19 protein-coding genes are annotated in these 14,665 nt (G+C 60.8%); 10 read left to right on the top strand and 9 right to left on the bottom strand.

What is annotated here, in order from left to right; genetic code table 11:
• The first annotated feature begins 6 nt into the window (after positions 1-6).
• The 7 genes from QOV41_RS07575 (at position 7) to QOV41_RS07545 (ending at position 5,956) form a co-directional block, all read left to right on the top strand.
• Positions 7-2,319 (top strand): transglycosylase SLT domain-containing protein, encoded by a 2,313-nt coding sequence (locus tag QOV41_RS07575; protein WP_284580548.1) that lies wholly within the window; start codon positions 7-9, stop codon positions 2,317-2,319.
• Between the two features lie 69 nt (positions 2,320-2,388).
• Positions 2,389-2,775 (top strand): hypothetical protein, encoded by a 387-nt coding sequence (locus QOV41_RS07570; RefSeq protein WP_284580547.1) that lies wholly within the window; start codon positions 2,389-2,391, stop codon positions 2,773-2,775.
• Between the two features lie 63 nt (positions 2,776-2,838).
• Positions 2,839-3,210, top strand: coding sequence for a hypothetical protein (locus QOV41_RS07565; RefSeq protein WP_284580546.1), 372 nt, complete (start codon positions 2,839-2,841; stop codon positions 3,208-3,210).
• An 18-nt stretch (positions 3,211-3,228) separates the two neighbouring features.
• A complete protein-coding gene (locus tag QOV41_RS07560) occupies positions 3,229-3,570 on the top strand; it encodes a hypothetical protein (protein ID WP_284580544.1) in 342 nt (113 codons plus the stop codon).
• A 129-nt stretch (positions 3,571-3,699) separates the two neighbouring features.
• Entirely contained in the window at positions 3,700-4,176 is a 477-nt protein-coding gene (locus QOV41_RS07555; protein WP_284580543.1) for a YccF domain-containing protein, read from the top strand.
• Positions 4,177-4,336: 160 nt separating this feature from the next.
• Positions 4,337-5,536 (top strand): MFS transporter, encoded by a 1,200-nt coding sequence (locus QOV41_RS07550; RefSeq protein ID WP_284580542.1) that lies wholly within the window; start codon positions 4,337-4,339, stop codon positions 5,534-5,536.
• Between the two features lie 60 nt (positions 5,537-5,596).
• Entirely contained in the window at positions 5,597-5,956 is a 360-nt protein-coding gene (locus QOV41_RS07545; protein ID WP_284580541.1) for a hypothetical protein, read from the top strand.
• Positions 5,957-6,023: 67 nt separating this feature from the next.
• On the opposite strand, the gene QOV41_RS07540 is transcribed toward QOV41_RS07545, so the two are convergent.
• From QOV41_RS07540 to QOV41_RS07505, 8 genes are all read right to left on the bottom strand, one after another.
• A complete protein-coding gene (locus tag QOV41_RS07540) occupies positions 6,024-6,410 on the bottom strand; it encodes a response regulator (protein WP_284580540.1) in 387 nt (128 codons plus the stop codon).
• Between the two features lie 270 nt (positions 6,411-6,680).
• Complete coding sequence (locus tag QOV41_RS07535) at positions 6,681-7,364, bottom strand: SOS response-associated peptidase (protein WP_284580539.1); 684 nt, start codon at positions 7,362-7,364, stop codon at positions 6,681-6,683.
• Between the two features lie 403 nt (positions 7,365-7,767).
• Positions 7,768-8,163: an MAPEG family protein gene (locus QOV41_RS07530; RefSeq protein WP_284580538.1), complete on the bottom strand. Its 396-nt coding sequence runs from the start codon at positions 8,161-8,163 to the stop codon at positions 7,768-7,770.
• Positions 8,154-8,582 (bottom strand): thermonuclease family protein, encoded by a 429-nt coding sequence (locus QOV41_RS07525; RefSeq protein WP_284580537.1) that lies wholly within the window; start codon positions 8,580-8,582, stop codon positions 8,154-8,156. The genes QOV41_RS07530 and QOV41_RS07525 overlap by 10 nt, the downstream gene beginning before the upstream one ends.
• Positions 8,583-8,656: 74 nt before the next feature.
• Positions 8,657-9,148, bottom strand: coding sequence for an NUDIX domain-containing protein (locus QOV41_RS07520; RefSeq protein WP_284580535.1), 492 nt, complete (start codon positions 9,146-9,148; stop codon positions 8,657-8,659).
• Between the two features lie 12 nt (positions 9,149-9,160).
• Positions 9,161-9,322, bottom strand: a complete 162-nt coding sequence (locus QOV41_RS07515; RefSeq protein ID WP_284580533.1) for a hypothetical protein — start codon at positions 9,320-9,322, stop codon at positions 9,161-9,163.
• A gap of 301 nt (positions 9,323-9,623) precedes the next feature.
• Complete coding sequence (locus QOV41_RS07510) at positions 9,624-10,517, bottom strand: Abi family protein (protein WP_284580532.1); 894 nt, start codon at positions 10,515-10,517, stop codon at positions 9,624-9,626.
• Between the two features lie 254 nt (positions 10,518-10,771).
• Positions 10,772-11,044: a hypothetical protein gene (locus tag QOV41_RS07505; RefSeq protein WP_284580530.1), complete on the bottom strand. Its 273-nt coding sequence runs from the start codon at positions 11,042-11,044 to the stop codon at positions 10,772-10,774.
• Positions 11,045-11,477: 433 nt separating this feature from the next.
• Between QOV41_RS07505 and QOV41_RS07500 the strand changes: the two genes are divergently transcribed.
• Positions 11,478-12,659, top strand: a complete 1,182-nt coding sequence (locus tag QOV41_RS07500; RefSeq protein WP_284580529.1) for a COG3904 family protein — start codon at positions 11,478-11,480, stop codon at positions 12,657-12,659.
• A 393-nt stretch (positions 12,660-13,052) separates the two neighbouring features.
• Here the strand turns inward: QOV41_RS07500 and QOV41_RS07495 are convergent, their stop codons facing one another.
• Positions 13,053-13,295: a helix-turn-helix domain-containing protein gene (locus QOV41_RS07495; protein ID WP_284580528.1), complete on the bottom strand. Its 243-nt coding sequence runs from the start codon at positions 13,293-13,295 to the stop codon at positions 13,053-13,055.
• A gap of 108 nt (positions 13,296-13,403) precedes the next feature.
• On the opposite strand from QOV41_RS07495, the gene QOV41_RS07490 reads away from it, so the two are divergent.
• Together QOV41_RS07490 and QOV41_RS07485 are read left to right on the top strand one after the other, a co-directional pair.
• The gene (locus QOV41_RS07490) at positions 13,404-13,763 is read left to right on the top strand and encodes a hypothetical protein (RefSeq protein ID WP_284580527.1); all 360 of its coding nucleotides are present in this window, start codon (positions 13,404-13,406) and stop codon (positions 13,761-13,763) included.
• A gap of 270 nt (positions 13,764-14,033) precedes the next feature.
• The gene (locus QOV41_RS07485; protein ID WP_284580526.1) at positions 14,034-14,657 is read left to right on the top strand and encodes a hypothetical protein; all 624 of its coding nucleotides are present in this window, start codon (positions 14,034-14,036) and stop codon (positions 14,655-14,657) included.
• Positions 14,658-14,665: the final 8 nt, after the last annotated feature.

The raw sequence follows: 14,665 nt of genomic DNA, 5'->3' as shown, positions 1-14,665 counted from the left end.
CTTTGAATGGCTGATGTAGTCGACATCATCGAGACAGCGGCTGCCCGCTACGGCGTTCCGGCCGAAACGCTGCTCGCCATCGCCCAGATCGAGAGCAACATGCGCCCGGGTGCTGAGAACCCATGGTCAAGTGCATCGGGCCTCTTTCAGTTCACCGATGCCACAGCGGGGGATTATGGTCTCAATGGCTCCAGGCGCAACGACCCTGTTGCACAGGCAGATGCTGCGGCTCGCATGGCGGCCCGAAACGGTCGAGTGCTGGCCGGGGTGCTGGGTCGCGCTCCGACAGCCGGCGAGATTTATTTGTCGCATCAACAAGGCCTGGCCGGTGCTACAGCGCTGTTGCGGAACCCCGACAGGCCGGCGATCGAAGTTCTGCGAAGCCTGCACGGCGACCGCGCCAATGCGGTCATCACGCAGAACGGCGGCAACACGAAACAGACAGCAGGCCAGTTCGCCAACCAGTGGGTGCACAAGGGCAATACTGTTGCCAAGCGCTTCCCTTCCACGTCCACGGCCGTTGCCGACGCCGCGCCCATCCCTGTGATGATGCCCGCGGCTCTCCGCTCTCGTCTCTCGAGCGAGGCTGTCGCAGCGATTGAAAGTGCCACGGGGACGCGGTCACAGGCTCAGCCCGAAATGGCCTACGCCGACATGCCACCAGCACTGACCCAAGCAGTCAAGCGCGTGCAGGTCACTGCAACGCCGCGCAGCCTGCTGGACGACGAGGCGCCGGACTTACCTCGCAGGCGCCCTGACATAGCATCACGCACCCTTGTCGCAGACAGCATGGCTGCCGTTGATGCTGCCAATCCTCGCCGGGCGGCATCTCAGCCGCGCGCTGCCGATCTCTCGCTGACCGAACGCATCAGGGCCACGCCGCATCTCCGCACAGACGGTAGCGGCATTGTCGACCCCGTCGAGATCGTCTTCGGCGGGGAAATGGCTAAGGACATCTGGCCTGTCGGCCGCAAGGTCGAGGTGCCACCAATGACAACGGGCGGTCGGCAGTCCTACGCCGCTCAAGACGGTTTCCGCAGCGCTCCTCCAGCGCCGGCAACGCAATCCGCTTCGCTGGCGCGGCGCCGAGCTCTTACACCTCCTACCGGACGCGCACACAGCTATGCCGGACAAGACGGTGGTGATCGGCGCGTAGTCGTTCCTGAGGCTCCTGCAATGGGCACAGGGCGGTCTCAGTCCTATGCGGCACAGGAGGGCTCCCGCGAGCTTCCCCGCGTTCCACCCATGCCCACAGGCGGGCAGCAGAGCTATGCTGGTCAGGATGGGACGGGGCGGCGCAGCGGGAGTGCTGGCAATTCGGCTCCAGTTCCAGCCCAGCAGTCTCCGCACCTGTCAACGTGGCGCTCGACAGACTTCGAGCTTCGCGAGGCATTGCTCGATCGGCATCCGCAACGTCTGCCTGATATCCCGCCAGCACGAACAGCACAGGCACCCAACCCCAAGCCGATTGCGGATTCCGTCATTGCTAGAACTAGGGCCGCTCTACCGCAGCAGGACACAGTGTTGCAGACGGCGCTTTCTGACCAGGGTGGGAGTCGCGGTACCAAGCCTCAGGTGCCCGACCTCACTGCTCCACGCAGACGCACTGGCGGCGGCTCGGTTCTGGACGACTATGCCTACCAGCTCCGCACCAGCACTCGGCTGACGCCGAACATGCCGTCTGCAGTCGGCGGTATGCCTGGCCTCGAGGGAACGGTGACGCCGCAGCGCGTTGCCAATATCGGCACTGACATCAACGGCAATGCCGCTCCAGTCCCCTATCAGCCGCCGACAAGAACGCGGGTCGCAAGTGTGCCGAGGGTTGCCCCCGTACCGATGCCGGCCGGAATGCGACCGACTGACGTGGCAACTCAGTTGGACGTGAAACCCCCTCGGGTCGCACCAGTACCGTTTGCCCGGCCGAACTTCGGCATGGGAGGCCCAGACATGCTTCCTGTGATCCCTGTCGCTCCCCTGCCTATGGGCAATCGAGTAGCCCAGGAGGAACAGAACCTGATGGAGCAGGCGCTTGCCGCGCTTCTCAGCCAGGTTCCGGGGATCGGGATTCTCAACGCCTTGGGCGGAGAGAACATCGGGCGGCGTGTCGCACCCGTCGGCGCCAATCTCGGCACTGCTGCCAATGGCGGTCGCGTCACCCAGGGCCACAACGGATTGCTGAACTCCATCACGCAGAACTCGCAAGCGTGGAAAGAAGCAACAAGCCAAGACACCCGCTCGTCTGAAGACACTAGTTGGGGCAGTGATGACACCATCTACGGGTCGGACGGCGGAGCCTATTACGAGCGCAACTACCGGTAGCGGAGGCGCTATGCGAGCCCAGGCAGCCTGGGTGGGCTGAACTAAAACTCTGAGCGGGCGGACAGTACGATGGCACCAGAAACCGACCTCCACCACGATCTGGAACAGGACACAGAAGTCGTGCCGTCGGCACCAACTCCGTCGCATCGTGCGGTCCTGATGCACAACCTTGCTCATCGCCTGGAAGAGTTCGCCTACCTGATGGCGAAAGAGGACGTCGGTCCACTCATCGCCCCTGGCGCCCTCATCGGCCTGGGCGCTGAACTGGGACAGGCCGGCAACCTGGTCCGGAGCTATGGGTTCAAGACACCCGATCCACGGCCGGGACCGCTCGCGTCAGCCGATTGCGTCATGTGGCTCCAGGAGTGGGCCCAAGTGCTAAGGGTGGCTGCCGCCTTCGACCGCTGGCTCTCGGACGATCCAGCAGCCCACTATGCCGGAATGTCCCTGCAGTAACGGGGACCAGGCCCGTCCGGTGGAATGGCCGCCATCACCAGGTTGAACAGAAGGAGCGTTCGTATGGACTCAGCAGTTGAACTGGCACCTCGTGTTGGTGCCCCGCTCTACTCCGACGTGTGGCCGAACCGTAAGGTCGCCAAGGTCGCTTTCCTCCTCGCCAAGGGTTACTCCTGCACCGCCATCGCAACCGAGCTCAGTGACGGAACCAAACAGAACCAAGTGGCTAGCATGGCGCTGCACTGGGGCATATCGGCCAAGGGCACCGATCGCCGGCATACGTATGCCGATGTGCCGGTGCCCCTGGCGGCCAAATTCCGCACCACGCTGGCCGCCGAGGCTTCGCGCCGCGGCATCGATCTGCCCGAACTGGTGGCAAGGATGGCAGAGACGATCTGCCGGGATGGGCTGTTCGGAGCCGTGCTCGACACCTGAAGTTTAGGCGCCATCAGCATGCCCGCATCCAAAGCCGCTCAAGCGAACAAGCAACGCAATAGACTAGTCGCTCAGATCGGGATGCTTACCGCACGGGGAATGACCGCAGAGCAGATCGCGATCGAGGTGGCCAACGAAGTCACACCGCCGCAGATCGAGCTCGCTTGGCAACAGCTTGGCATCTCGCCAGTGCTATTGCATCCGGGCCTTGCTTTGGTCGACGTAGCAATGAGTGCAAAGCATCGCACGAAGCTGGCGAGAGAAGGCACCAGCCGAGGCATGGAGCTGCCAGCCCTTTGCGCTGCGCTCTTGGGAAAGGCGACCGATGACGACCTAATCGTCGCCCTACTGGACGGGTGAGATGGACGGTCGCTGCCAGATGTGATCACGCAACTGAAATCAGTAACTGTCAGCGATTGCCAAATTGGCCATCCTGTTGCGATCTGCTAAGTAGAAGGTGCGCTGAGCTTGGCGTTTGGGGGAATGATAATGAGATTTGCTGGCAACGTGATTTGGTTTGTCTTGGGTGGTTGGTACATCGCCTTGTTCTGGCTGGTTGGGGCTGCGGTCTTCGCGATATCGATTGTGGGGATTCCTCTCACAATCGCCGCGCTTCAGATGGCCCGGCTGTCTGCATGGCCGTTCGGCAAGGACGTGGTTCACATCCGTGAGCTGGATGCTCAAGGTGTAACGCCTTTGACGGCCGTGACAGGGACAGTCGGCTTCATCGCGAACGTCGTTTGGGCTTGCACGTTCGGCGCCTTGCTGTTCGTAAGCTATCTGGTAGCGGGAGTGCTTTGTTGCCTCACGATCATCGGGATTCCACTCGGATTGCAGGCGTTCAAACTGGCGGGTATCTCCTTCTGGCCTGTTGGCCGCCGAGTGGTCGATTCTGAACTGGCCCACGTCGCTCGCCAGGAAAATGCCCGGTCGAAGTTGGCCCGCTACCGAGGCGCTGTGGCCTAAGCGACAGGACTTTCAATGGGTGGGAGAACTTCTCACCCATTGAACACGCCACGGAGTTCTCGGAGCGGCGGGGCGTGAACCCGTCTGTCGCCATCCTAGCAAGTGACGAGGACTTCGGATATGTTTCCCGCGCGACAGATGTAGGCACGGGGGGCGCCTCATGGCGGACGTCACGACTGCGCGGAACTGGATGGTTCCGATAATCGCGCTTTTCCTGGCAACCTTTGCCGTCGGCACGTCCGAGCTGATCGTTGCCGGCGTGCTGCCCGCGCTCGCGGCTGATTTCTCCGTTGATATCCCGACCGCCGGCCTACTCATCACCGGCTACGCTTTAGGCGTCGCCGTCGCCGCGCCAATTCTTTCGCTGATCACCACTGGCCTGTCACGGCGATTCCTGTTGATGGGGGTCATGGCGGTCTTCGTCGCGGCGACCGCACTTTGCGCCGTCTCGGACAGCTTCTGGATGATGCTCGCGGCAAGACTGCTCGTTGCCTCCTGTCACGGCCTTTTCTTCGGGGTCGCCATGGTCATTGCGACGCGCCTAGCTCCCTCGAATCGCCAGAATTCTGCTGTCTCGCTCATTGTCGCCGGTGTGACGCTATCCGCGGTCCTGGGCATCCCGCTGGGGACGGCGATTGGGAACGCCTATGGCTGGCGCACGACCTTCTGGCTCATCGCCGTCGCGGGCGTGGTCGCCGGCGTCGCCCTGTTCGTCCTGATCCCCAGGTTGCGTGAAGCGGAACGCCGAGCCGACAGCTTCGCTGCCGAATTGCGGGCCGCGTCGCGGCCGGCCGTGCTCCTCTGCTATGGCATCATCGGGCTTTTCACGACCGGCGTCTTTTCCTTCTTCGCCTACCTCGTTCCGATCTTGACCACCGCAGGCGGGATGCCCATCGGGCAGGTCCCGTGGGTGCTGTTCGGAATGGGCCTTGCCGGCTTCTTCGGCAACCTCATTGGCGGCCGGCTGGGCGATTGGAAATCGACGCCGACGATGATCGGTATCCTCGCGCTTTTCATCGTCCTCGTGCTCGCGATGGCGATGGTTGTCACCCAGACTTGGCCACTGATTGCCATGCTCTGCCTCGCGTGGCTGGTCGGATTCGGCTTCCCCGCCCCGGTCCAGGCCCGCATCCTCAAAGAAGCGCAAGAGGCTCCCAACTTCGCCTCGACGCTGATCTCGTCCGCATTCAACATCGGCATCGCAGCGGGGGCCGCCATTGGTGGCGCCGCCATCGCTACCGGTTGGGGCTATGGCGCGCTGCCGCTGATGGGAGTCGCGTTCCTTGTGCTTGCACTGGTTGGCACGCTTGCGTTGGCGGTGCTAGACCGGCGAACCGCGGCGATTGCTCAGCCGGCATGACGCGCAAACGCCCCAGATGACCGAAAACGAGCTTGTTGCCGCCAACGGCAAGCAGCGCGCGTGAGCAAGACGCCCAGGTCGGGCCTCAACTACCGGACCAAGCTGCACCAGGCCGCTGCTGCCCAGATGCTGATCGTCGCCCGATGCAAGCTGTGCCGGCGATCTCGTCACTACCTAGCCAGCGACCTCCTCGAGTGCGGCTACGCACCGGACCTGTTCGTCGAGGAACTCTTCGGGCCCCGGTGCCCGAACTGTGGCAGCCCGAATTTCTTCCGGGTGCGAGAGCGCTACGCCAACTCCGATGACGTCGGCCACACACTGATCAGGCGACCTGCGGGCGAGCGGCGCATACAACTCTGGAGGGATGAGTACTACGGGCCGCTGTCGAAGGTGGAACCGAAATCTGGTGCCATGGATTAGAGCGGCTGCAGGCCGCCAGACTGCGAAAACGAAGGCCTCGACTCACTCCAAGGTCGGGGCCTTCAGATTATTGGGCGGTCGGCGGCACATGGTTCAAGAGGGTCGAAACAGCAGTGACCGGTTGATCCAAGGCGAACGGCTTCGCCAGCATGATGCTGTTCGGCACGCCCTTGGCTGGCCACTCGTTGGCACTGTCGCCGCTCATGTAAACTACGGCCACGGTCGGCGAGAGCTCACGGGCGCGGTGCCCGACGTCCCATCCAGTGAGTTTACCGGCCATTCGGATGTCGGCAAGGACCGCCTTCACGCGTTGATGCTCCCTCTCTAGCAGAGCAATGGCGTCGGCCCCGTTGTGTGCGACCTCCACGTCGTAGCCGGCATCGATGAACGCCTCGCTCAAGGTGTAGGACAGCAATTCTTCGTCTTCGGCGATTAGCACGACTACGGGGTTCATTGGCACCTGGCGCCTTTGGGCGGACCGCCCCTTAGTCTATTAACAAATGTTAGTTGTCCAGCTTTCTTCCGCCGAGGAACAGAGGAATGATCGAGTAATCCTATGATCCGACTTCACCAGTGAGGCGTAGCTAGGCACTTGGGGAGGCGGGGAGACGGCGCGAACCACCTCGCTGGAGTGCTTGTGGACGCAGGTCCCCCAGCCCGGCTCACGCCGGCCCGTGACCTTTTTCTACGCCGCTGCCTGCCGCGGCGCTTTGACCCCGATCAATTAAAGCGAGTTCACCAGCGGCTTCTTGGTGTCAGTGCCTTCGTACCGGCTGTTGTTGACCGATCGGCCGACCCGGTGGAACTGCAGGTAGCTGTCGACCTGGTTGTCCAGCAGCACGGCTTTGGCGTCATTCCCCTGAATAGAGGTGTCGAGCCAGTCCTTGTGAGCATGCGGCTCAACGATCACCGGCATGCGCGTGTGGATCTCGGCAATCTCCGGCACGGCCGGCGCCGTGATGATGGTGCAGCTGGTGATCCCCAGATTGTCGTTGCGGGCCCATATGCCGGCGAAACTGAACGGCTGCGCTTCCGGCAGCTGTAGCAGCCACGGATCCTTGCCGCCGTCCTGGCCTTTGGTCCACTCGAAGTAGCCGTCGGCAGGGATCAGGCAGCGCCGTGACTTGAAGCCCTCCCGGAAAGCACCCGAGGTGTCGACGGTCTCGATGCGAGCGTTGAACATGGCCGCCGTGGGCAACTCCTTGGCGAACCACGGCACCAGCCACCAACGGCCCTCATCGAGCTCAAGGTTGCCCTGTTTGTTCATGTGGACGAAGTGGACGGACTGGGTCGGGGCGATGGTGTACCGAGGCTGCAGGTTCGACTTCACCGGGAACATGCTGTCGGAGAGCTTGTAGAGCGCGTGGATCTGCTCCCAGGTCATCTCATTGGTGAAGCGTCCGCACATCGATCACGTCTCCGTTCCCTTTAATCGATGGTTAACCGTGCAGGTGCAGATTGTCACCCGGCGCTACCGCTCCGAATGCCCTCCCAAAGAATTCCGGCCCGGTAGCGTCACCAATCCTCAGGAAATGCTCTCGACCGGCCTTCGCCGCTTACGTGGCGGGCGCGTCGTCAACGGTCCGGAAAGGTTCAGCCTGTGGTGCGGCCCGCCCACCTCCTCACTGGCTTTCGCAGTGTGGAGCGCCCGCAGGGCTTCGACCCAAGTCGTGGTGCCGGGAGGCGGCGGTACAGGCGGCAATGGCGGACGGGCGCGCGACTTTCTCAATCCAGCCCCTCCAGTTCCAACAGCGCGCTCATTCTTCCCGCCACAGAGAGCGGTGCTGACGCGGCTCATTCATTGACGCTCCCTACATCAGAGTATCAACAGCAACCATTACCAAGCCAAGCGTGGCAAAGTTCCAGCTGAAAGTCCGCAGCCACGGCACGCCCGCGGCGTAGAGCGGTAGGTACAGGATTCTTCCTCCAAGGTAGAGCGCGGCGCCAACAGCGCTAAACGTGCCCTCGCTCTGCAGGTGAAGCAGCAATAGCACCGCAGCTGCAAACGCTGGGAAAGTCTCGTTAAAGTTTCGTTGCGCTCGGTCAAGGCGCCCAGCCAAGCCCTCGGGCTTCAGCCCCTCGTCACGTGCGCCAACCGTATAGCGGTTTCCCACTTGGGCTTTGAAGGCAAACGACGCGGCACTGAGGTGCACAAGCGCTAGGATGATCCCCCCGAAGAGGCACCACGCCTCTATACTCAGTTGCACCACCACTCTTCACCATCCGGCCAGCGGCGCGCTAAGCGCTCATTGATCAGGATGTCCCCGACGTCCTCTCCACCTATGCGGATCGTGGCCAGGCGGCGCCTGCTGCTGGTGCTGTCGTAGCCGAAGTACTCAATCGTCCAGTCGTTACCGTTGAGCAACTCCAGCATCCGCATGCTTGCCATCGAGGCCAGTGCCTTCTCCTGATCACCGCCACAGATGCTGCTTTGCGGCTCTGGCGTATCGAAGTCCTTGAGCCGAATGTTCTCGCCATGGAGCCAGAGCGTGTCTCCGTCCACTAGGCAGGTCTTGTCAGAGGTGTTTGGTCGACCGTTGCACATGTCGAGCTGCGGCTGCTGGGCGGCAGCCGGTAGGACAGACATGAGCAGCGCACAGGCGCCTACGCGCAGTTGTATCAACATAGTGCTTGCGCTCCTGTTCATCTGGCGAGAACAAGTCGCGCTTTGCAGGACACTTCGACTTTGCATTCTACCGCTCAAATAAGCTGAAATCCGCCACCTTCCTTCCACCGCAACCACGCCTCCACTGATCGGCGGTGATGTGGCACCATCTGCGCAGGCAGCTTCTCCGGGGCGCACCAGAGATACTCCTTCGCCTCCCCATCAACCGGGCGCGGGCTGCCTGAAAAGCTCGTGCTGGTGAACATGAGGCAGAAGTTCTGGCTCGTGTCTCCGTTAGGATAGTTGTTTAGCTCCCAATGAGGATCACTCGCGAAGCCGAACGGCGTGGCATCTTCAAGAGTTACCCCCGCTTCTTCCAGAACCTCACGGGCGATTGACGACATTGCAGCTTCGCCAGGCTCGCAAGCGCCACCGGGGAGTGCCCACAGATTGTTGTCAGCCCGCAGGTCTAACAGCACCTCGCCCGCTGCATTCTCCAGAACAATACGCACTCCAGGTACAAGCAGAAGCTGGGTTCCGACGGCAGCGCGCAGCCTCCCCAAATAGCTGTCGGCGAACTCACCCATATGGCAAAGCGCTCATTGTTGTGCCTTCGCCATCAGCTTACGCTCTATCTCCGCTACCTGCCGATCAATGTCGGCCAGTACGCGCTTGGCCTCTGGTCCTGTCGCCGGCGGCAACACCACCTCGTCACCGCCTATCAGGTGCGAAATGCTCTCGGTGTTCGGCACGCGAGCCATGGGGACCCTCCTCAGTGCCATTATAGGCGCGGAGCGAGCACAAACACCACCACCGCTACTGCAGCGAGCAACACAAGGAGCAGCCTCCATCGCCTTGCCCTTCGCTGCCGAATGCCGTGCACGAACGCCATTGCTCTCACCTCCTGCACAGCAACATACCGGCAGAGTGGGATTGGCGTCCCACCAGCTCGTGGAACAGGGTGAACGGCGCCGGGAACCAACCCGTTACACCTAAGTGATCAAGGCCCTCCGACAGCTGGGCTCCAGATCTCTATTCAGGGCAGTACGCGCGAGACGTGACCTACTTCCACAGATCTAGATCCTCCCACCGATCTGGGAAGCCCATGGTCTTTGGTGAGATGTACGTGTTTGTGGGAAAGGTAGTTAGATGAGCCTTGAGACGGTCAGACCATTGGGTGCGTGGATTGATCTTGAGCAGAAGATACCGCGCGACTGCGCAGGCCGCGTATAATCGCTTGTTGGAGTATGGAGACGTAGCAACATGATCCAACATCGGCATGAGCCCTTTGGGTGGGAGGCGCGGCTGATCCACTAAGGGCTTGTTCCAGACCCGGGCATGGTGCGCACAAGCGTTTCGCACTACCGGAAGCGATCGCACCCAGGTCGCGAAGACGTCCCACCGCGGAACGTCGCAGCTACTGGCCACTGCCTTGATGTCTCTCCCCTTCATCCCGCTCAAAAAAATCGACAGTGGTCCAAAGTCGAGGAGCTCCACGGCTACCCACACCGGCATATGTGAAGTCGAGTACTTACTTCTGAAATGAACTGCAAACTCTTCCTTTGAACCAACGGCCTTGTTGTCTAGACGCGCCAACCAGTCGGTATGCGGGACCTTGCCTGAGCGTGGATTTATGCTCGTGAAGCTCGGATCGAGAATATTGGGTAACCGGTGCGCCCAAGGATCATATCGTCCTATTTGAAGGGCTATGGCGGTCCTGACGAAAATCTCTACCCGCTCCAGCACGTCGAGGAGCTGCAGTCTCAGGCCCTTATCGAAGGCATAAAGATCCGTGGCCCACTGAAACCGGGTGTCCGGAAGGTATGTGTCTAGCAGTATCTGCCTGCCATCTGCATCAACACCTCGCTGACGAAATGGGTGGAAATAGCCGCTGAGACGGTAATACCCAATCCTGGAGAGGTACTCTGATGCCTTATCCAAGTCGTCAACAATCATACCGCGACTCTGTAAGAGCGCGATCTGATCCGGCACAGGTAGGTAGGGCTTCGTGTATTGCGTCATCGGCGCGTCCGCCGGTGAGTAGAAAGCAGAAGGCCGACCCTTGCGTAAGCAGAGGGGCCGGCCGTGTTGAGCAACATATGCGCGTCGTATGTCACCAAGTCAACGATTCCTCGATCACAATGGTTCACGCCCCGTCATCCCCCTCCGGCACATCGCCGTCCTGGAACAGAACCAGTGGCTCACCGTAGCTAGTACCCACCGGCTCTACGATTGAAAGCCTCCACGGCATCATTGTACTCGTCGATAGCGGCTTGCGAATTGGTGCTAAGGCAGTCGAGGTATTGCTCGACCTCTTCGCCATAGTCCTCCATCTCTCGCTTGCAGTTCTCGAAGTCATATCCGTCAGAGAATGGTCCGTAGCTATCCGCACAATATGGGCTGGATGGCTCTGAGCAAATCCAGGCAAAAGCTGGTGTGCAGCTCACCGTAAGCAGCGCGAAAGTCAAAGTGATTAGCTTCATCGGGTCCCCTAGCACCAGCCGGAGGGTACTTTCCGGCGGGGTGCACTGCAAGGCTAGTGCGCACAACTCCGGAACCAAGAGCTCCAGAGTGCATCCATGTTGCATTTCATGTTGCATGAATTCGCCGGGAGCTTCGAGAATGGCCTGCGTAACCTGCTTACATCGCGGGGCATTTGCGAGCGCAGCGCCGTGGGTGGGCCGACATTGGCATCGAGGTGCTGGGTTGACCTGTCGGCCAGCGTTGCCCTCCCCTACCAGCCTTATCGGAGGGGAGGATGATCCATGCAGTTGCAGCGGGCGAAGCATTCTTGGCTGACACATGGCGCGTTGGTCGGTCCGACGGGTGAGCTGCTGAGCCTTGGCAGAGGCCGCTAGCAAATGTAACTTCCGAGACCGGGGGGCGAGTATGTTGTCGAAGTCACTGCGAACGGTGTTGCTGCTCTACACGCTGTGCTCAGCGCCTGCTCTTGCCGAAATGCATCAGTTTGGCGCCTTCGTGGTGGACGATCAACAGCCTGAAATAATCGTTCTTGCTGGTGATATTCAACACAACGCACCTATCGACTTTCGCCGGGCGACCCGCCGGTTCCCTGACCTCCAGACACTTGGTCTGCACAGCAATGGCGGCGATGTCACGGCCGGTCTCTTGCTCGCGCAAGAGGTGTTCGACCGCAATATGGATACCTACATCGCTCCCGAGAGCGGCTGCTATTCGGCTTGTGCCTTCATCTTCTTAGCGGGGAAAAACCGTCTGACTGAGGGAGAGCTCGGGGTGCACCAGATATCCAACGAGAGTCGCGACCTGTATTCCGTGCAGGTTTCCATTGGCGACATGCTCGACACACTTTCGCAATTCGAAGTGCCGGCCAGCGTCATCTCAGAGATGTTGCGTACTCCACCGGAGAGCATGCGCATTTACACCAGCAAGGAGGCAGCACAGGTTGGGCTCTCTCGTGGAAGAGAGATAGACACCGCCGCTGAGGTTACGATGCCATCAGCAGCCAGTCCTCCCGATGCTGGCGGTTCAGGACCTTGGTTTGATGCGCCAGTGCCGGATGCTGCCGACGACAGCGACCAAATGGAAGAGGGCAACTTTCCCATTCTTGCTACCGCGTACCTCCTGACCTCGAACGCGCCTGAGCCGTACATCGGAACTGTTTGGTGGACTAAGACCACAGACGAGCAAGGCAATTGGATTGTTGTCGCTGAGGCCACGGTAGCCGATGGTGATACCACCATTGATGCAAAGCTCACTTGGCGCAAGAACACCGACACCTCGCTTCCTGCGGCTGTTGTTGTCGATGTTAAGTTTCACTTGGGTGGCGCTGGCCCGCGAGACAACATCAGTGCCCTACCGGGAATGCTCGCCAAGAACACTGCGTTCGCAGTGGGAGAGCCACTCGTTGGAGCGTCGGCGAAAACTAGAGACAACGCTTTCCTGTTCGCTCTTTCAGGCGACGAGGCTCACATAACAGACAATTCCATTCTGCTGACCGAGTCGTTCTATGACCTGGCTCTCGTTATGGAGAGCGGGCGCAACGCGCTGTTGACGCTCCAGAAGGGCGAAGCCGGGGACCGAATGTTCTTGGAAGTAGTTGAAAGCTGGGTCGATTAGCTATGCCAGCAGGCGTCTGCCGCCCGGCACTGGAGGATACTGTGAAGGCCACTACTGCCTGGAGCCTTAAAAGAGCAGCATTATATGGGGCCTTCCTCGCTCCTCTTTATGTGGTGGGCACCTCGATCTTGGATGGCCGGAATGCGCCTCTTGGATTTTGGATCGGTTCGATAGGAGGCGGAGTGGTTCTTGGGTCTCTACTGTTCGCCCTCGGCGCCGCTTTCCGAAACTACATGGTCGGTATTCGGTAGGTACGACCTCACCGGATAAAGAGGGTGAGGTGCTCATACCATCGGCAAGATCATCTCCCATAGCGCCGCGCCTGGGAGATGCGAAGATGCTTCGGCTTCATGTCTCGCTATTCGCTTCAGGGATTCCCGAGCCCAACGGCTCCTAGCCTTCCTGCCCCTTCGCGACCACCAACATTGCACCAGTCCCGCCCTGGTCGATGATCTCGACCTGCCGAGCAGCGTAGGCCGCGATGATTTTGGCTCTGGTTGTGTCGGTAGCGATGCCTGTCGTCTCAAAGCGGTGGACCGTCGAGAAGGCTATGCCGGCATTGTCAGCGAGGTCGCGAACTGACCATTTGAGGATGGCACGAGCCGCCCGGTTGGCCTCTGGCGTGAGATCGGTCACTAAAAACGCTCCATTTTGAATATAAGTGTAGCGAAAACGCTTGACGATCACTACACGTGTATCTATAACTACACTTGTAAGCATAACACAGCAACCGGAAACAGACCGATGCCGAGCACCACGACTCCGGCCGCCGTCGAAGGCATGCCGAAAATCAGCGCCCGCGACGTGATGATCAATGCCTGGGCTGGCTACCGCAAGATGGCCCGCACTATGCGCGAGGCCAGATTCAACCGAGAGCGCTTCGCCTACGAACTGCGCATGGCCTGGGCCAATGCCCGCGCTGATATGCCGAAGCCAGCTGCTCCAGCTGCCCCGGCTCGCGCCAAGCCTGCCATCACCGACCCCGTAAAGGCCACTCGTGTCGCCGAGATCGCCGCCGAGCTGCAGTGGATGGACATGGGCGACTTTACCGACTGGAACCGCCACCGGCAGCTGTCGGTCGAGCTGGCCCAGATCGCAGCGTGAGGGGCAGGACCATGGAACGAGATATCCGCCTCTCCACCATCGCCCGCGACCCCGCAGTGCAGCGTTCCTAGCGCGGGGAGAACGTGACGACGGGCAAAGCCTGCCCGTACTGCCCCGGAGGCCAAAACCGGCCCCCACCCACGGCGCTGCGCTCGCCACCGTCTGAATTTAATCAATCATGAAATCAAAGCAGCCCGGGCACCGTCCGGCCTCGCATCGACCCTTCGCGCCCAAATGGACGCTCAACCCGCCTCACAGGAGAACAGCAAAATGACGACAAATGACGACATTCGCCCCGGCTTATTAGGCAAGCGCGACGGTGGTCGCACGGTCGAGCCCGGAATTACACGCCGCGCCCTTCTCGCGGCATCCCCCGCCATCGTGGCTATCGCTGCCACTCCTGCAGTTGCTGACCGTCTCGACAATGAGGAAGCGTCACCCAAGGAGGAATACGCCGTCCAGCGGGTAAACCGCCTCGCTCAAGAGCTGTCCGAGGCCATGGACGAGTGGATGGTCGACATCGGTTTCGACGGAGAGCCCGGTCTGTGGAAGGCCCACATTTACCCGTCCAAGGACAGTGGTTGTCCCGTCAGCTTCGAGCAGGTCGGCCGATATCGTGACCCCATCATTGATGCCATCAGGGCCTATGAAGCAGGCATGCGCGACTATCGCGACAATGCTCCTGACGATGAAGAGGGAGCCGCTGCCTACGTAGAAAAGAGCTACGGTCCTGCCTTGCGAGTTCTGGAGACCTGGGACAAGCCCGCCGTGACCCGGTTCGGTGCGATGGCCGCGCTCCGGCTGGCAGTGGAGGAGGCGGCGAAGTTCGCCGGCTCGGACTCGCTCGACGCCATGCTCGCCGCCGCGCTGGCTTATCTCGAAAAGCATTGGTGAGGAGGGAG

Origin of the sequence: Devosia sp. RR2S18 (assembly GCF_030177755.1) — a bacterium.
Lineage (GTDB): Bacteria > Pseudomonadota > Alphaproteobacteria > Rhizobiales > Devosiaceae > Devosia > Devosia rhizosphaerae.
The sequence above is the reverse complement of the archived record's forward strand: the minus strand, read 5'-3'. Positions and strand labels throughout refer to the sequence as shown.